Source organism: Metallibacterium scheffleri (assembly GCF_002077135.1).
Taxonomy (GTDB): Bacteria; Pseudomonadota; Gammaproteobacteria; order Xanthomonadales; family Rhodanobacteraceae; genus Metallibacterium; species Metallibacterium scheffleri.
The window spans coordinates 1,385,371-1,407,200 of sequence record NZ_LDOS01000002.1 but is presented as its reverse complement, the minus strand read 5'-3'; the positions used below and the strand labels follow the sequence as shown (position 1 = coordinate 1,407,200).

The window sequence follows — 21,830 nt, the reverse complement described above, 5'->3', positions numbered from 1 at the left end:
GGTAGTCCCATAATGGGACTCATGCAACCCGTCGACCTTGGCACGCCGCGGCGCGAGTTTCTGCGCGTGGGCAAGCTGCATGTGCTGGGCTGGCAAGTGCGTACCCTCGCCCTCGATCCCTCTCTCGGGGACTTCCGTTGGTCGGGTCGTCTCGCGGCGGGAGAGGGACGCAACGCGCTGGCCATTCGACGCCACCGTCAGGCGCGGCGGCGGCGTTGCGCCAGCAGCCACGGCAGATTCAGGCCGGCCAGTAGCAGCAGGCTGAACATGTCCAGGCCGCCGCCACCTCCGCCGGAAGCGGGCGCGGTGGGCGGGGCCGACACGGCAAAAGTGATCGCCGACGAGCTGCCGCCGCCGGGCGCCGGGGTCGACACGGTCACCGCGAAGCTGCCGCCGAGGGCGAGATCGCTGGCTGGCACGCTCGCGCTCAACTGCGTGGCCGACACATAGCTGGTGCTCAGCGCTTTGCCATTCCAGTCGATGGTCGAGGCCGGCACGAAGTTGCTGCCGGTGGCAATGATCGTCGCGCCACTGGCGCCGCCTTGCGCCGAAGTCGGCGAGATCGCGCCGAGGGCCGGTGCCGGGTAATCCACCGCGAAGCTGGCGCTGGCACTGCCGCCGCCCGGCGCCGGCGTCACCACCGACACGGTGGCGTTGCCGCCGCTGGCGAGGTCGCTGGCCGGCACGCTGGCGGTCAGCGTGTTCCCCGACACATAGCTCGTGCTCAGCGCACTGCCGTTCCACTGTACCCCGGAGACCGGCTGGAAGCCGCTGCCGTTGATGGTGAGGGTGAATGCTGTGCCGCTCATGGCAGCGGCGGCCGGTGACAGCGAGCTCACCGCGGGCGGCGGATAGGCCACGGTGAGATTGGCGCCTGCCGAGGTGCCGCCGCCGGGGATCGGGTTGCTCACCACCAGCGTGTGCGTGCCGGACACCGCCAGCGTCGCCGCCGGAATGGTCACTTGCAGTTGCGTCGCGGACTGGTAGGTGTCGGCCAGCGGCGCGCCACCCAGGCTCACGCGGCTGTTGCCGACAAAGCCGTTGCCATTGAGCGTGACCACGCTGGCGCTCGCGTCCAGGGTGAGCTGATTCGGACTGAGCGAGGTCAGCGTCGGCGTCGGGTTGTAGGCCGGCGAGCCCAGCCAGGCGCCGCGCCCGTCGGTGGCGGCCTGCAGCACGGGTTGGTCGGGGTTCGAGGTATCGAACCACGCCAGTTGATTGACCGAGATGTTGGCCGGCCCCTGGCTGCTGGCGCTCCAGCTCTGGCCGCCGTCGAGGCTAGCGTAAACTCCGGTCAGCGTGCCGACATAGAGGATTTGCGGGTAGGCCGGGTGCGTGACCAGCGAATACACCGGACCGGGCGGCAGGCCCGCGCCGATGCCGGTCCAGGTGTTGCCGCCATCGGTGCTGACGAAGACATCGTCATCGGTGCTGAGAAATCCGGCGTAGGTGACATACACCGTGTTCGGCTGCCCCGGTTGCACCCAGAAACTGTTGACCATCAAGCTGTGCGCCGAGGTATCCGGCAGCGTGCTGCTGCCGGATTGCGTCCAGATCGGGGTGGCCGCGGTGGCATTGGTGGTATGCCAGACCTGACCGTTGTCGTAGCCCACCCACAGGTTGTTGTTGCTGGAGGGGTCCACGCCGATGGCGCTGATGTAGTTGCCGCCGCTGCCCACCGGCAGGGTGACGCCGTTGAGCGCGGTCCAGGACGGGTTGGCATTCTGGATGTTGCTGCCCAGCCACAGCGAGGCGCCGCCGCCCAATATCTGCGTGGCCGCCGCGCTGCCGTTGGGTACCAGCGCCATCGGCGCGATGAAGTTGGCGTTCTGGTTGGCGGTGTCCGGCGGCTCGGTGCTGTACTGCTGCGCGCTGCCGCCGGTGCTCGTGTAAAACAGGCTCAGGTTGGTGTATTCGCCGTACAGGAAATTGCCGTTGGCCGGGTCCACCGCGGTGTGCCCGCCATCGCCGCCGAAGATCTGCTGCCAACTGTCCGGTTGCGGCGCGGCGCCGCTGACGTAGCCGGTATAAAGCTGCGTGCCGTTGTCCTGCGCGCCGGCGACGATCGGCGTGATCGGCGCGCCGTTGCTGCCGAGATGGCTGGACGCCGTCGCGCCGGCGTGCCCGGCGATGGCGTAGAACTGGGTCACGGCGAGGCCGCTGTTCTGTGCGATCCAACTGTTGGCGATGTGGCTATAAAACCCGCCATCGTTGCCGACATAGAGCGTGCTGGTGGACGGGTTCCAGGCGAAGGCGTGCTGGTCGGCGTGCAGATGGTTGCTGTTGCTGTATGCCTCGCCGGACATGGTCCAGGTGCTGCCGCCATCGGTGGAACTGAAGATGTCGATGCCGCCGACGTAGATCGTCGGCGCGGTGCCGGAGTTGTGCGGCAGCACGTCGATGACATTATCGTAGTTGCCCTGACACTCGACCGGGTTGCCGCTGAACGAGTTGTCGCACAGCGCGCCAACGGCACTGCCGCTGACCGCGTTGACGAAGGCGCTGGTGCCGGCCAGCAGGGCCCAGGTCTGGCCGCCGTTGGTCGAGTGGTAGACCTCGCCGCTGGGACTGCTGCCGTTGTTGTTGTCCACCGAGGCGTACACCGATCCGGCGACGCTGGGGTCGAAGGCCAGCGCGCTGCGCCCGCCGCCCGGCATGCCGCTGGCCGCGCTCCAGGTGGCGCCGGCGTTGGTGGAATAGACCACCGAGCCGTTGTAGCTGTCGGCCACGGCGTCATTGGGGTTGTTCGGGTCGAACACCACGTCGAAACTGGTGCCGCTGCTGCTGCCGGCGGCGGGCCACACCTGCGTCCAGGTGTTGCCGCCATCGGTGCTGCGCGCGATGCCTTGCAGGGTCGCGGCCAGCGCCACGCCGTTGCTGTTGGTGGCGATCGAGTTGATCACCGCCCAGAAGGCGTTGGCCGATGCCGGCGCGGTGCTGGAGATCGGCGTCCACGTGTTGCCGCCGTCCGTGGACATGAGCATGCCGCTGCCGGGCTGGAACTCGTTGAACGGGTCGCCGGTGCCGGCCAGCAGCGTGCCGCTGGGCAACTGCGCGATGGCGTCGACCGCGAGCGAGCCGGGAAATTCGCTGACCGCGCTCCACGAGCCGCCGCCATCGCTGCTCTGCCACAAGCCGCCGCCGGCAGCGCCGACGATCAGATGCTGGGCGTTGGACGGATCGATCCAGATGGTGTTGATGCGTCCGCCGACGTTGCCGGGGCCGATCTCGGTCCAGTTGATCTGGCCGGGCGCAGCGCTCGCCGCCGGGTTGGCGCCGGTGGGCTTGAGCGCGCTGGTCTGCATGCTGGTCCATGCACGCTGTTGCGCCAGCATCTGCGCACGCGCGCGCAGCGCATTCTGGTACAGCGCACCGTTGTAGCCGCCGTTTGGCGCGGACAGCTCGCGTCGTTGCCAGGCGGCCACGGCGCGATCGCGCGCGGAACGATTGAGTACGCCAGGCGCGGTGGCAGCGGCGGCGGTCAGGCTGGCAAGGGCAAGCATGGCCCACCATGGGATGCGTTTCATGCGGATCCTCCTGGAATGGTGATGACGGCATGCACTGGTGCGATCAAATCGGTGCCGGCGGCATCGCGCACGCGCACGCTCAGCGCATAGCGCGCCGGCGTGGCGGCGCGCAGCACGAAGCTGCACAGCGGGATGGCGGGGAGTGGAAAGCGCGCGCCCTGGGGCGGGTGCACGACGGGGGGCGCGAGCGCCTGCAACGCGCAGACCGCCGGGCTGATGGCGAGGCGCGGGTCAGCCGCGATCACGCTGACGCGCACCGCGCCCAGTGGCGCGCGCGCGAACAGATGCACGACCAGGTTGAGACTGTGCGGCGTCATCACGCGCGTGGCGATGCGCAGCGACAGCGCGGCGGCGGGCGTGGTTGCCGCCGGCGTGGCGTGGGCGGAATGGCTTGTGTCCGGCGCGGCCGTCGCGCAGCCCGCCAGCAGCAGCGTGCCGGCGGCGGCTGACAGCCCGCGTGCGATCCGTGCGCAGCAACGTTCCAAGCTCACCCCCCGGCTAGCCATATGCAGGCAGTGGAGCACGCGCACGCCGCAATGCTCCACATACGAAATCGTAATCAGGCGCTGCTGCCCGCTGCGCGCGCACCGCGCGCGGTACCCGCATCCGCGCCATGTGATCATGTCGCGCAGGCGACGATATTGCAGTTATCTGGCCATGTTGGCTATTACAGGCTATAGTGTGTCAACGCAGGATACATTCAGGGCATTTTCCATGAAAATCAACATTCTGGAATCGAAGAATCAGTTGTCGCGGTTGTTGCGGCGCGCGCAGGCGGGTGAGGACGTCATCATCGCCAATCGCGGCGTGCCGGTGGCGCGTCTGGTGCCGATCAGCGCGCAGGATGCCGCCGCAGGTGGCGACGTGCTGGTTTGGTTGCAACAGCATCCGCTGCCTGCGGCGCTGCGGCGCAGTCATGCCGAGATCGAGGCGGAGATCGGCCACGAGCGCGCGGCATGGGATTGATTTACCTCGACAGTTGTCTGGTGATATACGCGTTCGAGGACGACGCGCGGTGGGGGCAACCGGTCAAGGCCGCGATGGCTGCCGCCACGCCCTGTGAGTTCGCCATTTCGCCCCTGGTTCGCTTCGAATGTCTGCTCGGGCCGATGCGCAGCGGCAACCTGCAGTTGCAACGCCATTACGAGGAAGGCCTGCGCCAGTTCCGTCAGTTGGCGATGCCGGATGAGGTCTACGTGCTGGGCGCGACGCTGCGCGCGCGCCATGGCTTGAAGCCGCCGGATGCGCTGCATCTGGCCACCGCGCAGTGGCATCGCTGCGATGCGCTATGGACGCACGACACGCGCCTGGGCCGGGCAGCCCACGGACTGGCCACGGACATTCTCCACGCAGCCGCGTGATCGCAGGCGCCGCGCTGCGGCGGCGCACGCCTCACTGCACCAGTTGGTCGAGGCGGAAGATCGGCAGCAGGATGGCCAGCACGATGGTGAACACGATCAGGCCCATGAACACGATGGTCATCGGCTCGAACAGCGCCAGCGCGGTCGCGATCAGGCCCTGGGCCTCGCGCTCCTGCTGTTGCGCGGCGCGCTCGAGCATGGCCTCGAGCTGGCCGCCGCCTTCGCCGCTGGCGATCAGGTACACCGCCATCGGCGGGAAGTAGCCGCTGCGTTCCAGCGCGGCGGCGATGCCGGAGCCTTCGCGCACGCGCACCGTGGCCTCGGCCAGCGCGGCGCGCATGGGCAGGTTGTGCACCACCTGCTGGGCGATGCCGAGGCCCTCGAGGATGGGCACGCCGCTGGCGGTGAGGATGCTCAGGGTGCGCGCGAAGCGCGCGGTTTCCAGGCCGCGCACCAGGCGCCCGAAGAACGGCAGGCGCAGCAGGAAGCGCTGCCACGCCTGCAGCGGGCCGGGCCGGCGCAGCAGCGCGCGCACGCCCAGCACCAGCGCGATCAACGCCAGCAGCAGCAGCGGCCACCAGCCGCGCAGGAAGCCGCTGATGCCGATCAGCACGCGCGTCAGCAGCGGCAGTTGCGCGTGCATGGTGGTGAACACCTGCACGATCTTGGGCACCACGTAGCCGAGCAGGCCGGCGAGGATGCCGAAGGCCATGATCACCAGGAAGCTGGGGTAGATCAGCGCCTGCTGCACGCGCTGCTGCAGCGCCTGGCGCGATTCGGTGTAGTCGGCCAGCCGCGCCAGCACGGCATCGAGTTTGCCGGATTGCTCGCCGGCGGCCACGGTGGCGCGGAACACGTCGTCGAACACGGCGGGGAAATCGGCCATGCCCGCGGCCATGCCGCGGCCTTCGACGACGCGCGCGCGCACGCCGCTGAGCACGCGCTGCACGCGCGGCTTGCGCGCTTGGCGCAGCGCGGTGCCCAGCGCCTCGGCCAGCGGCGCGCCGGTGATCAGCAGGGTGGCGAGCTGGCGCGTGAACAGGGCCAGTTCGTCGGCCGGCAGGCGCGTGCGCCGACGCCCGCGGCGCGGAGCGCCGGCGCCCTCGGCCACGGCCTCGACGCTGAGCGGGCTGAGGCCGCTTTCGCGCAGGCTCTGCCGCACCTGGCGCGCGGTGTCGCCCTCGAGCATGCCGCGCTGGCGTTTGCCGGCGGCATCGAGGGCGACGAATTCGAAGGCGGGCATGCGCGCTAGCTGCCGGCGCGGGTGACGCGCAGCAGTTCTTCCAGCGAGGTGTCGCCGGCCAGCACGCGCTGCAGGCCGTCGCTGCGGATGCCGGGGCTGAGGCTGCGCGCGTAGCGCTCCATGTCGGCATCGGCGGCGCCGTCGTGGATCATGCGCGCCAGCGTCGCGTCGATCGGGCTGACCTCGTAGATGCCGCTGCGGCCGATGTAGCCATTGCCGTGGCAACGCTCGCAGCCGACCGGATGGCACAGCGCGGGCGGCGCCGTCGGTGCCAGGCCGAGCTGCGCGCATTCGCCGGGGGTGGCGGTGGCGCGGCGCTTGCAGTGCGGGCACAGCAGGCGCACCAGGCGCTGCGCGGCGACGCCGATCAGGCTGGTGGCCAGCAGGTAGGGTTCGACGCCCATGTCGCGCAGGCGCGTGATCGCGCCGATCGCGGTGTTGGTGTGCAACGTGGACAGCACCAGATGGCCGGTGAGGCTGGCCTGCACGGCGATCTCGGCGGTTTCCAGATCGCGGATCTCGCCGACCATCACCACGTCCGGATCCTGGCGCAGGATGGCGCGCAGGCCGCGCGCGAAGTCGAGGTCGATCTTCGGGTTGACCTGGGTCTGGCCGATGCCGTCGAGAAAATATTCGATCGGATCCTCGACGGTGAGGATGTTGCGCTTGCGGTCGTTGAGCTCGGTCAGCAGCGCGTACAGCGAGGTGGTCTTGCCCGAGCCGGTGGGGCCGGTGATCAGCAGGATGCCGTGCGGCTCGCGGATCAGCGCGGCGAAGCGTTCGCGCGTGGCCGGCGCCACGCCGAGGCCGCCCAGGTCCAGGCGTCCGGCCTGGCGGTCGAGCAGGCGCAGCACCACGCGCTCGCCGTAGCCCGAGGGCAGCGTGGACACGCGCACGTCCACCGGGCGCCCGGCGATGCGCAGGCTGATGCGGCCGTCCTGCGGCAGGCGTTTCTCGGCGATGTCGAGCCGCGCCATCACCTTGATGCGCGACACCAGCGTGCCGGCCAGCGCGCGCGGCGGCTCGAGGATCTCGCGCAGCATGCCGTCCACGCGCAGGCGCACCGACAGGCGCGTCTCGAAGGATTCCAGGTGCACGTCGGAGGCGCCCTCGCGCACCGCCTGCGCGAGGATGGCGTTGATCAGGCGGATGATCGGCGCGTCGTCCTGGCTTTCCAGCAGGTCTTCCGGTTCGGGCAGCGACGAGGCGATGGCGGCGAGGTCGAGGCCGTCGCCGAGGTCTTCCATGGTGGCCTGCGCGCCGCCGCCGGCGTTGTCGCCATAGGCCGCCGCCAGCGCGCGCGCGAACTCGGCATCGGACAGCGCTTCGAGGTGCAGCGCGCAGCCGAGCACGCGCGCCAGTTCGCTCAGCGCCTGCGGCTCGGGCGTGCCGCGATGGCGCACCAGTGCGTGCGCGCCGTCCATGCTCACCAGCATGCCGTGGCGCTTGGCCCAGGCGTAGCCGGGCAGCGCGGGTGGCGCGACCGGCAGCGCCGCCGCGGGCTGGGCGCTGGGTGTGCCGGCGCGCATGGCTCAGCCGCCGTGCGTGCTGCGCGCGCGGGTCGGGGCGCTGCTGGCGGGCGCGGGTGTGATCGCGGGCGTGTTGCGCGCGTCGACGCTGGCGGCCGGCGCAGGCGCCACGCTCGCGGCCACGGCGGGTGCCGCGCCGCTGCTGGCCGGGGCCGGCACGAACTGGCTCAGGTGCGTCGGCAGCGGTTGCTGCTGCAATGACTCACGCGAGTTTTTGGTGCGCGCCGACTGCTCGCGCAGGATGCGGTATTTCTCCGCGGTCCAGGCGTCGGCCTGGTTCTGCGTGTCCACGATCACCGGGTGCAGGAAGATCATCAGGTTCTGCTTTTGCAACTGGCGCGAGGTCGAGGTGAACAGGCGCCCGAGGATCGGGATGCTGCCCAGCAGCGGCACCTTCTGCACCGAGTCGGTGTAGCTGTCCTGGATCAGCCCGCCCAGCACCACGATCGCGCCGTTGTCGGTGATCACCACGGTCTTGACCTGGCGCGTGTTGGTGATCAGATCGACCGCGCCGGTGATCGAGGGCGCGATGCTGGACACGGTGAGGTCCAGCTTGAGGCGCACGCTGTCGCCCTCGTTGATCTGCGGCGTGACCTTGAGGGTGATGCCGACTTTCTTGCGCTCGATGGTCTGGAACGGACTGCTGACCGTGCCGCCGCCGCCCTGGTTGAGCGTGGTGCTGTAGCTGCCGGTGACGAAGGGCACGTCCTGGCCGACCACGATCTCGGCCTGCTTGTTGTCCAGCGTCATCAGGCTGGGCGTGGACAGGATGTTGGTGGCCGAGTTGGACTGCAGCGCGTTGAGCAGCAGGCCGTAGCGCGTCTGTCCGCTGCTGCTGCCGAAGCCGAGGAAAACCCCGGGCGCTGCGGCCAGCGCCTGACCGACGGCGCTGGGCCCGCCGGCGATGGTCGCCAGCGGCAGCGCGCCGTTGGTGAAATTGCTCACGGCGACCGGATAGTTCGTCGAGCCCGTGGTGGGCAGCACGGCGATCTGCGCGCCGAGTTGCCGGGACAGGTCGCCGGAGACCTCGGCGATGATCGCGTCGATGAGTACTTCCTTGGGCCGCACATCGAGCTGGCGCACGAGTTTCTGCAGGTCGCGCACGCGGTCCGGCGGGCCGGTGATGATGAGCGCGTTGTTGGTGACATCGGCCTGGATGTTGACCGGCGATTCCGGCACGGACTTGGCCTTTTCCGTGGTCTTCTCCTGGGTCTGCACGACTTGTTGCAGCAGCTTGGCCATGTCCTCGGCCTTGGCGTAGCGCAGGAAGATCACCTGCGAATTGCCGGCAGCGGGCAGCGCCACGTCGAGCTGCTGGATCAGCGCGCGCATGCGCGCCTGCGCCGCCGGATCGCCGGCGATCAGGATGCTGTTGCTGCGCGCATCGGCGACCACGCGCACCGGCGGCATGCCGCCTTCGCCGGCGGTGCCGCCCTGCAGCGCGTCCAGCGTGCGTGCCACCTGTTCGGCCGAGGCGTGCCGGAGCTGCACGATGCTGACGCCGCCGTTGGCCGGGTTGTCCAGTTGCCGCACCAATTGGACGATGCGATCGACGTTGGCGGCGCGGTCGGTGACGATCAGCACGTTGCCCGGCGGGTAGGCCGAGAGGATCGCCTGCGGCGGCAGCAGCGGGCGCAGCAGCGGCAGCAACTGCATCACCGGCACGGTGCTGACGCGGATCACGCGGGTGATCAGCGCCTCGCCGTGGCCGTGCAGTTGCAGGGTCTGGCGCGCGTTGATCGAGGGCACGATCTTGACCACCGGGCCGGACGGCACCGCGGCATAGCCGTAGACCTCCAGCACCGACAGGAACACCTGGTACAGCGCGTCGCGGTCCATTGGCGTGGACGACACCACGGTGACATCGCCGCGCACGCGCGGATCGACCACGAAGTTGATGCCGGTGGCCTTGGATACGGTGTCGATCAGGGTGCGGATATCGACGTTGCGCAGGTTGAGCGTGACCTCCTGCGCCGCGGCGGACGCGGGCATGGCAGGCATGGCGGGCATGGCGGGCGCCGCATCCTGGTGCGCGCACGCGTAGCCCGACAGCAGCAGGCCGAGCGCGCACAGCAGCAGGCGCGGCATCAGGGGCGGGGTGTGCTTCATGTCCACTCGCGATCGCAACGTGGCTGGAGCGTAGCAGGCCGGCGCGCGCCGGTCGGTGCGGCGCGCGGTTGGGTGATCGGTGTTGCGCGGGCGTTGCGCTTCATCATGGCGGGGTCAGCGTGGCCGGGTCAGCGCAGCTTGGGCTGCGGGCTGAGGTTGATCGTCTGGCCATTGCGCTCGACGACGATCTGCGCGTTGCCGCGCAGCAGCGCCTCGCGCCATTGCGCGCTGCTCAGCGCGGCATCGCCCAGCGGCTGGCCGTTGATGCTCACCAGCACGTCGCCGGGGCGCAGGCCGAGCCTGGCGAACATCGACGCGTTCGTGCCCGGGCTGAGCACGTAACCGGCGAGATGACCATCGCGCTCGATGGGCGTGCCGCGCGCGATGTCACCGATCTGCAGCGGCGCGCCACTGGCCTCCGGCAGGGGTGCGCGCGGGCCAGGTCGTTGCGGCGCGTTGGCCAGGGTGGCGGGCTCCGCGGCGGGCGCCAGCTCCGCGTCGCCCTGCGCGGCGGCGCCGGCGTGCTTGATCAGCGCCAGGCTTTGCAGGCCGGCCTCGGTGTTCAGCAGCACGCCGGTGGCCAGCACGCGCCGCAGGCTGGCGCCGTAGGGCAGCGCCGCGCCTTGCGCGTAGACCTTGGCCGGGCTGGTGTCGGCGGCGATGATGGCGTAACCGCGTCCGCTGGCGTCGGCCCACACGCCTTCCAGCTTCAGCGGCAGCGTGGTGGGCGGCGCGCTGCCGAGCACCGGCTTGCCGAACAGGTGGGCGCTCAGCAGGCGCTGCCAGGCCTGCTGCGGGCTCAGTGCCGGCATCGCGCTGAATTCGCTCATGGCCTGCGCGGCGGCGGCGCGCGTGGCGCGGATCAGCATGCCCAGACGCCACACATTCCAGCCGGCCAGCAACAGCAACAGCACGGCCAGCGCGGCAATCAGGCGCGGTTTTTGCGCGGCGAAGCGCTCGTGGTTCATCGTGCTCCCGCATGCGGCGCGGTGCGCCGGCTGTTGCAGCTCCAGCGGGCTAGCATAAAGAGTGCGGCCCCGGTTGCGCCATACAGATGCGCGATCGGCAATACCGGGCCATCCATGCCCCAGTCCTCGGCGGCCAGCGGGCCGTGCAGGTTGCTCCACGCGATCAGCGCCAGCATCCCGGCCAGCAGCAGGCCGGCGTACCACGGCCTCGCGCGCACGTTGGCCAGGCAGCCGACGGTGAACATGCCGTACAGGATCGCCGAGATGCCCACGTACCAGTGCACCGCCGGGCTGCACGCGAGCAGGCCGAGGCCGATGGCCAGGCCGTCCCACAGCAGCAGCGCGACCCAGCCGCGGGCGGACAGCGCATGGCCGAACAAGGCCCAGATCAGCCACAGCCCGACCAGGTCGTGCGCCAGGTGGCCCCAGCCCAGGTGCACGAAATTGCCGCTGAGCAGGCGCCAGTACTGGCCGTGCAGGATGGCGCCGCGCTGGTACTGCAGCAGCGGCGTCGCGTGCAGCGCCTGCAGCAGCGCGCACAGCAGGCTCAGCAGCAGCGGCAGCGCGCAGAAGCGCAGCAGGGCCGTCGCGCGTGCGTTCATGCCGCGCGCTCGAGCAGGCACAACAGCTCGTAATGCGCGGTGTGCGGAAACAGGTCCAGCACCTGCGCGCGGCGCGCGCGGAAGCCGGGCAGGGCGGCCAGATCGCGCGCCAGCGTGGCGGCGTTGCAGCTCGAATAGATCAGCCAGCGCGCGGCCGAGGCCTGCAGCGTGGCGCACAGTTCCGCGCCGAGTCCGCGCCGCGGCGGATTGACGATGACCAGCGGCGGCAACGCCGTCAGCGCCGCGGCGCCCTGCGCGGCGTCCAGCGCCGCGAACTCGATGCGCGGCAAGGCGTTGTCATGCGCCGCGCGCCGCGCCAGCGCCACCGCCGCGGCGCTGTGCTCGATGCCCAGCACGTCGCGCCGGCCATCGGCGCAGTGCAGGGCGAAGCCGCCCGCGCCGCAGTACAGATCCAGCAGTGCCGGCGGATCGAGCTCCTGCACCCAGGCGCGCGCCTGCCGGTACAGCGCAGCGGCCAGCGGCGTGTTGGTTTGCGCGAAGGCCTGCGGGCCCACCCACAGGGTCAGCCCGTTGCTGCGCAGCGGCAGCGCGGTGGCGTCGCCGAGCAGGATTTCCTCGGCGCCTTCCAGCAGCGCCTGGTGCACGGGTTGCAGATTGGCGCTGAGCACGCGCGCCTGCGGCAATTCGGCCTGCAATTGCGGCAGGTGCTGGCGCAGACGCCCCAGCGCCTCGCGCGAGCGCAGCACGAAGCGGATCATCAGCGCGCCCGAATCCTCGGCCAGCGTGACCAGCACGAATTTCAGCTCGCCGCGGCGCGCGGGCACGTCGTAGGGCGCGATGCGCGCGGCGCTGATCAGCCGCCGCAGCGGCGCGAAGGCGGCGCGCAATGCATCCGGATACAACGCGCAATCCTCGAGATCGACGCCGGCGCCGTGGGCATCCAGCAGGCCCAGCAGCGGCGCCTCGATGCTGCCGCCGACCACCATCTTGGCGCGGTTGCGGAAGCCCGCCTCGGCACTGGCCTCTGGCGCCAGCCACTGCACGCCGGGGTCATCGCCCAAGGCGTGCCGCGCGGCCTGCTGCTTGGCCGCGAGCTGTTGCGCATAGGGCAGCGGCAGCCACGTGCACGAGCGGCAGCGCGCGGTGTCGAAGTAGGCGCAGTGCATGCCGGGCGTGGCGTGTGGCGAGGGCAGGTGCGGCGCGCGGCGCCGCTCAGGCAGCGGATGCCGCGCTCGCGCTGCGCTGCGCCAGGCGCGCGCCGAGGCGATCGAGATTGACCAGTGACAGCAGGTGCGCGTAGATCCAGCCCAGCGCGCCGTTTTTCAGCAGCGCCTGCGCCTGATCGGCCGGCAGGGCCTTGAGCTTGTCCTCGTTGATCATCCACAGCCCGGTCAGCACCGGCGCCGGCTCGTCCGCGCTGGTGGCGCGCTGCAGTTGCCTGGATTCGAGCAGGCCGAGACGATTGAGCTCGCCCACGAACGCCTGCGTGGTGCGGATATGGCTCTGGTATTCCTCGAGGAATCCCAGCGTGCGCTTGAGCGATTCGCTCTCGTTGCCCTCGCTGTCGAACAGCGGATCGCCTTCCTCGGTGTTGAAACCCGGCCAAGCCTCGTCGAGCACGACCTGGAAGCGCTCGCCGTCGGCGGCCAGCGCGTAGGGATAACGGCGCACGAAGGCGGGGATGTAGCACTCGCTCCAGCGGCCTTCGGCATCGACGTGCAGGTTCTCGTCGGCGCGCAATCCGACCAGCGCCACCGGCAGCGCCTGCGCGGCGCTCGCGCCGGCGAACACGACCGGGTAATCGCGCGCGGCCAGGGCGAACTCGAAGCCGACCAGCGGCAGCGCATTCAGCGTGGCGACGTAGGTGAAATGCGCGTTGGCGCGCAGGCGCCAATGACGGTGCAGCTCGCGGTTGAGCGGTACCGGGCGGTCATAGATCAGCAGGGTTTTCATGCGCGGGCCGAGGTGGGCTTGGTGAGCGGCGATTGTAGGCGGATTTGCGCGCGCGCTGGACGCCGCGGCGAGTCTTGCGGGTACACTCGCGGGCCGCAATGTGTCCCTTGTCGACGGGGTCGGCTGACATGAAACTGGTTCCCGTATTGCTTTCCGGTGGCTCCGGCACGCGCCTGTGGCCGCTGTCGCGCGAGGCCTATCCCAAGCAGTTCCTGGCGCTGACCGGCGCGCACTCGCTGCTGCAGGAAACCTGGCTGCGGCTGGCCGGGCTGGACGTGGCGCCGGCGCTGGCGGTGGCCAACGAGGAACACCGCTTCATGGTCGCCGAGCAGTTGCGCGAGGTCGGCTGCACGCCGGCCGCGCTGCTGCTCGAGCCGGTCGGACGCAACACCGCGCCGGCGATCGCCGTGGCCGCGCTGGAGGCGCTGCGCCAGCACGGCGGCGATGCCCTGCTGCTGGTGCTGCCCACCGATCACGTCGTTGCCGACGCGGCCGGCTTCCGCGCCGCGGTGCGCAGCGCCGTGCCCGCCGCGCAGGCCGGCAAGCTGGTGACCTTCGGCGTGCTGCCGCAAACGCCGGAAACCGGCTACGGCTACATCAAGGCGGCGCCGGGCGAGGGTGTGCGCGCGGTGGCGCGTTTCGTCGAGAAACCCGACGCCGCGCGTGCCGCCGAGTATCTGGCAGCGGGTGATCATTACTGGAACAGCGGCATGTTCCTGTTCGGCGCGCAGCGCTATCTGGACGAACTGGCGCGCCAGCAGCCGGCCATGCTCGCCGCCTGTCGCGCGGCGCTGGATGCGGGCCGGCGCGACAGCGATTTCCTGCGTCTGGACGCGGCCGCGTTCCAGGCCTGCCCGGCCGATTCGATCGACTACGCGGTGATGGAAAAAACCGCCGATGCCGCGGTGCTGCCGGTGGACATCGGCTGGAGCGACGTCGGTTCGTGGTCGGCGTTGTGGCAGGTTGCCGAGCGCGACGCGCAAGGCAACGCGCGGCGCGGCGACGTGCTGGCGCTGGACTGCCGCGACACCTATGCGTGGAGCGACAAACGCCTGATCGCGCTGGTCGGGCTGGATGACGTGGTGGTGGTGGATACCGACGACGCCGTGCTGGTGGCGCGCAAGGAGCGCGTGCAGGAGGTCAAGGCGCTGGCGCAGCGGCTCAAGCAGGATGCGCGCAGCGAGGCCACCTGGCACCGCAAGGTGTACCGCCCGTGGGGTGCGTATGACTCGATCGACGCCGAGGCGCGCTTCCAGGTCAAGCGCATCACCGTCAAGCCCGGCGCCACGCTGTCGCTGCAGATGCACCACCACCGCGCCGAGCACTGGATCGTGGTCAGCGGCACCGCGCGCGTGACGCGCGGCGAGGAGGTGTTCCTGCTCGGCGAGAATCAGAGCACGTTCATTCCGCTGGGCACCGTGCACCGTCTGGAAAACCCCGGCAAGCTGCCGCTGGAATTGATCGAGGTGCAGTCCGGCGGTTATCTGGGCGAGGACGACATCGTGCGTTTCGAAGACAAGTACGGGCGCTCCGGCTGATGGATCTGCTCGATCGGCTCGAAGCCGAGTCCATCCACATCCTGCGCGAGACCGTGGCGTGTTCGCGCCAGCCGGTGCTGATGTATTCGATCGGCAAGGATTCCTCGGTGTTGCTGCACCTGGCGCGCAAGGCCTTCGCGCCGGCGCCGCTGCCCATGCCGCTGCTGCATGTGGATACCGGCTGGAAATTCCGCGAGATGATCGCGTTTCGCGACCGTGTCGCCGCCGCGCCGGATGTGCGCATGCTCGTGCACACCAACGAAGACGGCGTGCGCCAGGGCATCGGCCCGATCAGCCACGGCGCCAGCGTGCACGTGGACGTGATGAAGGTGCAGGCGCTGAAGCAGGCGCTGGAGCAGCACGGCTTCGACGCCGCGATCGGCGGCGCGCGCCGCGACGAGGAGAAATCGCGCGCCAAGGAGCGCATCTTCTCGCTGCGCAACGCGCAGCAGCGCTGGGATCCGCGCCAGCAGCGCCCGGAATTGTGGAACCTGTACAACACGCGCATCGCGCCCGGCGAGAGCCTGCGCGTGTTTCCGCTGTCCAACTGGACCGAGCTGGACGTGTGGCGCTACATCCGCCGCGAGGGCATCGAGGTGGTGCCGCTGTACTTCGCCGCGCTGCGCCCGGTGGTCGAGCGCGACGGCGCGCTGATCATGGTCGACGACGCGCGCCTGCCGCTGGCGCCGGGCGAGCAGCCCATGCGCAAGCGCGTGCGTTTTCGCTCGCTGGGCTGCTATCCGCTGACGGTCGCCAGCGAATCCGCGGCCGACACGCTCGATGCGATCATCGCCGAGATGCTGCACAGCCGCCGCTCCGAGCGCGCCGGGCGCGTGCTGGATGCGACCGCCGGCACCTCGCTGGAGCAGAAGAAACGCGAGGGGCATTTCTGATGGCCGCGGATGCATCCCCGGACCTGCTGCGCCTGATCACCTGCGGCAGCGTGGACGACGGCAAGAGCACGCTGATCGGGCGCCTGATGGCCGACACCGGCGCGGTGCCCGAGGACGTGCTCGAGCAACTGGCGCGCGACAGCCGGCGTTTCGGCACGCAGGGCGCGGCGCTGGATTACGCGCTGCTGCTCGATGGCCTCGAGGCCGAGCGCGAACAGGGCATCACCATCGACGTGGCCTACCGCTACTTCGCCACGCCGGCGCGCGCGTTCATCGTGGCGGATTGTCCCGGGCACGAGCAGTACACACGCAACATGGCCACCGGCGCGTCCACCGCCGATTTGGCCGTGGTGCTGGTGGATGCCGGCAAGGGCCTGCTGCGGCAGACGCGCCGGCACAGCTACATCTGCGCGCTGCTGGGCATCCGCCAGGTGATCCTGGCGGTCAACAAGATGGACCGCGTGGACTACGCCGCAGCACGCTTCGAGGCGATCGCGCGCGAATACGCCACGCTGGCCGTGCGCCTCGGCATCACCCGGGTCACGGCGATTCCGCTGGCGGCGGTGCACGGCGACAACCTCGTGCAGGGCAGCGCGCGCATGCCGTGGTACCACGGTCCCAGCCTGCTCGCAGCGCTGCACGCGGCGCAGCCGCAGGTCGAGGCCACCGCTGCCGCCGCGCCGCTGTGCCTGCCGGTGCAGTGGGTCAACCGCCCGCACGCGGAGTTCCGCGGCTATTGCGGCACCCTGGCCGCGGGGCGCATCGGTGTGGGCGATGCCGTCGGCGTGTGGCCGGCGGGACTGCGCGCCACGGTGGCGCGCGTGCTCGACGCCGGGCGCGACGTGGCGCAGGCCGAAGCCGGCGCCGCCGTCACCGTGACCCTGGCCGAGGACTTCGACATCGCACGCGGCGACGTGATCGCCGCCGCCGCGGCACCGCCGGAGATCGCCGACCAGTTCGCCTGCCACCTGCTGTGGATGGGCGAGGCGCCGCTGCTGCCCGGGCGTCCCTACGCGTTGCGCCTGGGCAGCGCCAGCGCGCTGGCGCAGGTCACCGAGATCCGCCACAAGATCGATGTCGACACGCAGGAGGCCGTGCCGGCGCGCACCCTGCGGCTCAACGAGGTCGGCTACTGCCAGCTCAGTCTGGATCACGCGCTGGCGTTCGCGCCGTATGCGCGCAATCGTACGCTGGGCGGTTTCGTGCTCATCGACCGCATCAGCAACGCCAGCGTCGGTGCCGGCATGATCGATTTCGCCCTGCGCCGCGCCGGCAACATCCACTGGCAGCACGTGGATGTGGACCGCGCCGCGCGCGCCGCGCAAAACGGCCAGCGACCACGCTGCCTGTGGTTCACCGGTCTGTCCGGCTCCGGCAAGTCGACGCTGGCCAATGCCGTGGAAAAACGCCTGTTCGCACTCGGCCATCGCACCTATCTGCTGGACGGCGACAACGTGCGCCACGGGCTCAACCGCGATCTGGGCTTCACCGCCGAGGATCGCGTCGAAAACATCCGCCGCGTGGCCGAGGTGGCGCGGCTGATGGTCGATGCCGGGCTGATCGTGCTGGTCGCCTTCATCTCGCCGTTCCGCGCCGAGCGGCGCATGGCGCGCGAACGTTTCGGCGCGGACGAGTTCGTCGAGGTCTTCGTCGATGCGCCGCTGGCGGTGTGCGAGGCGCGCGACGTGAAAGGCCTGTATGCCAAGGCGCGCGCCGGCGAGCTGCGCAATTTCACCGGTGTCGATTCGCCGTACGAGCCACCGGAAGCCCCCGAGCTGCACCTGCTCAGCGCCGAGGGCGTGCTGGATGTCATGGTCGAGCAGGTCGTGCGCCGCGCGCTGGCCGACTAGACGTGGCGCATTCGGTCAAACTGGCGAAATCGGATCACTCCTGGGCGCTGGCGAAGGCCCTGCTGCCCTATCTCTGGCCCAAGGGCGAACCCCGGCTGCGCGCCCAGTTCGTGTTCGCCGCCGTGTGCCTGGTCGCGGCCAAGGTGGCGACCGTCATCGTGCCGATCTACTACGCGCGCGCGGTCAATGTGCTGTCCGCGCGCAACGCGGTGTTGCTGGTGCCGGTGGCGCTGATCATCGCCTATGCCGGGTTGCGCATTCTCTCGGCGTTGTTCGAGGCGCTGCGCGATGCGCTGTTCGCCGCCACCCAGCAGCGCGCCGCGCGCGTGGTCGGGCGCGAGACGTTCGAGCACCTGCACGCGCTGTCGCTGCGTTTTCATCTGGACCGGCAGACCGGCAGCCTGTCGCGCCTGATACTGCGCGGCACCACCGGCATCCAGACCGTATTGCGCCTGGCCACCTTCAACGTGCTGCCGACGCTGCTGCAATTGCTGCTGACGGTCGGCATCCTCTGGCACCTGTTCAACTGGCGCTATGCGCTGGTCACGCTGCTGGCGGTGGCCGGCTACATGGCCTTCACCTTCGCCTTCACCGCCTGGCGGCTCAAGTTCCGGCGGCGCATGAACGAGACCGACAATACCGCGCAGACGCATGCCATCGACAGCCTGCTCAACTACGAGACGGTCAAGTATTTCGGCAACGAGGCGCACGAAAGCCGGCGCTTCGATGGCTCGCTGGCCGCTTACGAGCACGCCGCGGTGCGCTCGCAAGTGACGCTGAACATGCTCAACCTGGGCCAGGCCACGATCATCGCGGTGGGCCTGGGCGTGATCATGCTGATGGCCGCCCGCGGCGTGGCGGCCGGCAAGCTGGACGTGGGCCAGTTCGTGCTGGTCAACACCTATCTGATCCAGCTCTACCAGCCGCTGAATTTTCTCGGTTTCGTGTATCGCGAGTTCAAGCAGGCACTGGTGGACATGGAGCAGATGTTCGCGCTGCTGCGCCGGCCGCAGGAAATCGAGGACCGCCCCGGCGCGCGCGTGCTGGCGGCGCAGGGCGCGCCGCTGGCGCTGGAGTTCGCCGACGTGCATTTCGGCTACGACGCCGCGCGCGAGATCCTGCACGGGGTTTCGTTCCGCGTGGCGCCGGGGCGCAAGGTGGCGCTGGTCGGGCCGACCGGGTCGGGCAAGTCGACGATCTCGCGGCTGCTGTTCCGTTTCTACGATGTGACCTCCGGCGCGGTGCGCGTGGATGGCAGCGACGTGCGCGAGCTGACCCAGGCATCCTTGCGCGCGGCGATCGGCGTGGTGCCGCAGGACACCGTGCTGTTCAACGACAGCATTCGCTACAACATCGGCTACGGCCGCCCCGGCGCCAGCGACGCCGAGATCGAACAGGCGGCGCGGCTGGCGCAGATCCACGACTTCGTCGTGCGCCTGCCCGAGGGCTATGCCACGCGCGTGGGCGAGCGCGGGCTCAAGCTCTCCGGCGGCGAAAAGCAGCGCGTGGCCATCGCGCGCACCATCCTCAAGAATCCGCGCCTGCTGATCCTCGACGAGGCGACCAGCGCACTGGACAGCGCCACCGAGCAGGAGATCGGCATCGCCTTGCGTCTGGCGGCGCGCGATCGCACCACGCTGGTGATCGCGCACCGGCTGTCCACGGTCACCGATGCCGACGAGATCCTGGTGTTGCGCGAGGGCGTCATCGTCGAGCGCGGCACGCATGCGATGCTGCTGGCGCACGGCGGCGTCTATGCCGAGATGTGGGCGGCGCAGTCGGAAGCGGCTGCGCATGGCGCGGATTTGCACATGGCCTGAGCGGCTGTGAAAAAACGCCCGCCTGCTGCGACCGCCGCCAGACGCCCGTGCCGGCGGCGCACCTTGTCCCGAACGCCTGGCGACGCTCTCGCCACGGCGCTCGAATTTTTCACAGCCTCTGAGCGGTCCGCGGCGCCACCGCCGCGGACCGGGTGCGCACGGGCGGCACCGCTTGCGCCAACGCGGGTGCGTGGCCGCAGGTGCCCGGCGCAGCGGAGACGACCTACACTGCGGCCTTTGCAAGGGGGATCCGCACATGAAATCCTGGCGCAGTGCATGGTCGTTGCTTGGTCTGGCGTTGGCTGCAGGCGTGCCCGCGCACGCGACCGGGACGGCGACCAGGCTGGCCTTCCAGCTTGCCGACGTGCGTGACCTGGTGCGCCTGAGCCAGCCGCGGATCGCGCCGGATGGCAGGCACATCGCGCTGATCGTCACGCGCGCCGACTGGAAGACCGACAAAAACGAGCCGCGCATCGAGCTGGTCGACGTGGCCAGCGGCAAGACGCGGGTGCTGACCTGGCAGCGCAAGGGCATCGCGGCGCTGCAGTGGTCGCACGCTGGCACGCGGCTGGCCTTCCTCGCCGAAGCGCCGGCGCCGGCCGCGTCATCGGTGTCAGGCACAGCAGCGGATGCGCCGGCGGCCGGCAAGGACGCCAAGCCGATGCCGCAGATCTTCGTGATGTCCATGGAGGGTGGTGACCCGCAACAGATCACGCAGGCGCCGCGCGGCGTGGAGGGATTTGCCTGGAGCCCGCACGACGCGCGCATCGCTTACATCACCGCGGACGCCCCTGCCAACGCCAAGGCGCTGGCGCAACATGACGGCGCCTTCGAGGTGACCGACGGCAACTTTGAATTGCGCAATGCCCTGGCGCCATCGCACCTGTGGGTGGTGGCCAGCAGCGGCGGCACGGCCACGCGCCTGACCGAAGGCCGCTACAGCCTGCAGACCGACCGGCAAGGCACGCCGTATCCGGCGTGGAGCGCGGACGGCAAGCAGATCGCCTTCATCCGCTATCCCGGCCCGTACTGGGGGCCATCGTTCCATTCCGTCGTCGATGTGGTCGACGCCAGCGGCGGTGGGCCGCACACGTTGTCTGACCAGCAGGGCGCGATGACGGTGCGGTACGCGCCGGGCAGCTCCGCGCGCTATGCCTATCTGCGTCCGCGCAATGGCGACGAGAACAACGGCAACGCGGTGTACGTGGGCGAGGCCGGCCACGACCGCGACGTCAGCGCGGACCTCGCGCGCAACATCGACACCTACGCCTGGATGCCGGATGGCCGCAGCCTGCTGTTGAGCGGCGAGCTGGGCACGCGCTCGGTGCTGTGGCTGCAGCCGCTGCACGGCCAGGCGCGCGTGCTGGACCTGGGCGAAGTCAACGTCGAGGACCAGCCCAGCGTGGCGCGTGACGGCGCCATCGCCTTCATCGGCAGCACGTCCACGCATCCCGACGAGCTGTACGTGCTGCGCCACGCCGGCGCGCCGCCGCGGCGCCTGACCGACCTCAACGCCTTCGTCGGTCAGCGCCTGCTGGGCCGTACGCAAAGCATCGCCTGGAACGGCCCGGATGGCTTCCACGAGGACGGCGTGCTGGTGTATCCGGTGCACTACGCGGCGGGCCAGCGCTATCCGCTGGTGCTGGTGATCCACGGTGGGCCGGAGGGTGCCAGCACGGTGGTGTTCTCGCCGTTGACGCAGTTGCTGTCGGCCGCGGGCTTTCTGGTGTTCGAGCCCAACTACCGCGGCAGCACCAACCTGGGCGATGCCTACCAGCATGCGATCTTCCGCGACACCGGCGCGGGCCCGGGCCGGGACGTGATGGCGGGCCTGGCGGCGGTGGAAAAGCTGGGCATCGTCGACACGAACCGCATCGGCGTCAGCGGCTGGAGCTACGGCGGCTACATGACCGCCTGGCTCAGCGGCCACTACGACGTGTGGAAGGCGGCGGTGGCTGGCGCCGCGCTCACCGACTGGGTCATGGACTACACCATCTCGTACTACCAGACGGGCGATACCTATTTCTTCGGCGGCTCACCCTGGGTGGCGAAGTACCACGACATCTGGCGCGCGCAATCGCCGATCGCATATGCGCAGAACGTCAAGGCGCCGACCCTGATCATGGGCGATGTCGGCGATGGCAACGTGCCGCTGGTCAACAGCTACGAGTGGTATCACGCGCTGCGCGACAACGGCGTCAGCGTGCGCTTCTACGCCTACCCGGTGGACACCCATTTCCCCGAGGACATCGTGCAGGCCACCGACGTGTACCGGCGCTGGGTGGACTGGATGACGCAGTACCTGCACTGATCGCGCCGGGCGCGCGCTGGCTGGTATCGCCGCCAGGCGCGCTTCGCGGCGCACACCCAAGACGTGGTCGCCACCTGCCGCGTAGCTGCGCACTCAACCAGCCAACACCCATGGCGTCGCTTTGGGTGGAGGGCAGCCCCCGCATCAAACGACTATTGGAAGTAC

At 70.0% G+C, this 21,830-nt stretch carries 16 protein-coding genes; 7 read left to right on the top strand and 9 right to left on the bottom strand.

Going from position 1 to position 21,830, the window contains the following annotated elements; genetic code table 11:
- Positions 1-197 precede the first annotated feature (197 nt).
- Together Mschef_RS11505 and Mschef_RS11500 are read right to left on the bottom strand one after the other, a co-directional pair.
- Complete coding sequence (locus Mschef_RS11505; protein WP_081128565.1) at positions 198-3,527, bottom strand: VPS10 domain-containing protein; 3,330 nt, start codon at positions 3,525-3,527, stop codon at positions 198-200.
- Entirely contained in the window at positions 3,524-4,018 is a 495-nt protein-coding gene (locus Mschef_RS11500; protein WP_081128563.1) for a hypothetical protein, read from the bottom strand. Before Mschef_RS11500 ends, Mschef_RS11505 begins: the two co-directional genes overlap by 4 nt.
- Before the next feature lie 223 nt (positions 4,019-4,241).
- On the opposite strand from Mschef_RS11500, the gene Mschef_RS11495 reads away from it, so the two are divergent.
- The gene (locus Mschef_RS11495; RefSeq protein WP_081128561.1) at positions 4,242-4,493 is read left to right on the top strand and encodes a type II toxin-antitoxin system Phd/YefM family antitoxin; all 252 of its coding nucleotides are present in this window, start codon (positions 4,242-4,244) and stop codon (positions 4,491-4,493) included.
- Complete coding sequence (locus Mschef_RS11490) at positions 4,484-4,888, top strand: type II toxin-antitoxin system VapC family toxin (protein WP_081128559.1); 405 nt, start codon at positions 4,484-4,486, stop codon at positions 4,886-4,888. Before Mschef_RS11495 ends, Mschef_RS11490 begins: the two co-directional genes overlap by 10 nt.
- A 31-nt stretch (positions 4,889-4,919) precedes the next feature.
- Here Mschef_RS11490 and gspF read toward each other — a convergent pair whose 3' ends face one another.
- The 7 genes from gspF to Mschef_RS11455 form a co-directional block, all read right to left on the bottom strand.
- Positions 4,920-6,131 (bottom strand): type II secretion system inner membrane protein GspF, encoded by a 1,212-nt coding sequence (gene gspF / locus Mschef_RS11485; protein WP_081128557.1) that lies wholly within the window; start codon positions 6,129-6,131, stop codon positions 4,920-4,922.
- Between the two features lie 5 nt (positions 6,132-6,136).
- A complete protein-coding gene (gene gspE, locus Mschef_RS11480; RefSeq protein ID WP_081128555.1) occupies positions 6,137-7,660 on the bottom strand; it encodes a type II secretion system ATPase GspE in 1,524 nt (507 codons plus the stop codon).
- Between the two features lie 3 nt (positions 7,661-7,663).
- Entirely contained in the window at positions 7,664-9,769 is a 2,106-nt protein-coding gene (gspD, locus tag Mschef_RS11475; RefSeq protein ID WP_081128553.1) for a type II secretion system secretin GspD, read from the bottom strand.
- Positions 9,770-9,897: 128 nt separating this feature from the next.
- Complete coding sequence (locus Mschef_RS11470) at positions 9,898-10,737, bottom strand: type II secretion system protein N (RefSeq protein WP_081128552.1); 840 nt, start codon at positions 10,735-10,737, stop codon at positions 9,898-9,900.
- Complete coding sequence (rrtA, locus tag Mschef_RS11465) at positions 10,734-11,339, bottom strand: rhombosortase (protein WP_081128549.1); 606 nt, start codon at positions 11,337-11,339, stop codon at positions 10,734-10,736. The genes Mschef_RS11470 and rrtA overlap by 4 nt, the downstream gene beginning before the upstream one ends.
- Complete coding sequence (gene rlmC / locus Mschef_RS11460; RefSeq protein WP_081128546.1) at positions 11,336-12,466, bottom strand: 23S rRNA (uracil(747)-C(5))-methyltransferase RlmC; 1,131 nt, start codon at positions 12,464-12,466, stop codon at positions 11,336-11,338. The genes rrtA and rlmC overlap by 4 nt, the downstream gene beginning before the upstream one ends.
- A 46-nt stretch (positions 12,467-12,512) precedes the next feature.
- Positions 12,513-13,253: a SapC family protein gene (locus tag Mschef_RS11455; protein WP_081128543.1), complete on the bottom strand. Its 741-nt coding sequence runs from the start codon at positions 13,251-13,253 to the stop codon at positions 12,513-12,515.
- A 128-nt stretch (positions 13,254-13,381) separates the two neighbouring features.
- Between Mschef_RS11455 and Mschef_RS11450 the strand changes: the two genes are divergently transcribed.
- The 5 genes from Mschef_RS11450 (at position 13,382) to Mschef_RS11430 (ending at position 21,665) form a co-directional block, all read left to right on the top strand.
- Positions 13,382-14,791 carry a mannose-1-phosphate guanylyltransferase/mannose-6-phosphate isomerase gene (locus tag Mschef_RS11450; protein WP_081128541.1) on the top strand — a complete coding sequence of 470 codons (1,410 nt, stop codon included), beginning with the start codon at positions 13,382-13,384 and terminating at the stop codon, positions 14,789-14,791.
- Positions 14,791-15,684, top strand: coding sequence for a sulfate adenylyltransferase subunit CysD (gene cysD / locus Mschef_RS11445; protein WP_081128539.1), 894 nt, complete (start codon positions 14,791-14,793; stop codon positions 15,682-15,684). Before Mschef_RS11450 ends, cysD begins: the two co-directional genes overlap by 1 nt.
- Positions 15,684-17,534, top strand: a complete 1,851-nt coding sequence (gene cysC / locus Mschef_RS11440; protein WP_081128537.1) for an adenylyl-sulfate kinase — start codon at positions 15,684-15,686, stop codon at positions 17,532-17,534. The genes cysD and cysC overlap by 1 nt, the downstream gene beginning before the upstream one ends.
- A 2-nt stretch (positions 17,535-17,536) precedes the next feature.
- Positions 17,537-19,354, top strand: coding sequence for an ABCB family ABC transporter ATP-binding protein/permease (locus Mschef_RS11435; RefSeq protein ID WP_081128535.1), 1,818 nt, complete (start codon positions 17,537-17,539; stop codon positions 19,352-19,354).
- 256 nt (positions 19,355-19,610) lie between these two features.
- Complete coding sequence (locus Mschef_RS11430; RefSeq protein ID WP_081128533.1) at positions 19,611-21,665, top strand: S9 family peptidase; 2,055 nt, start codon at positions 19,611-19,613, stop codon at positions 21,663-21,665.
- Positions 21,666-21,830: the final 165 nt, after the last annotated feature.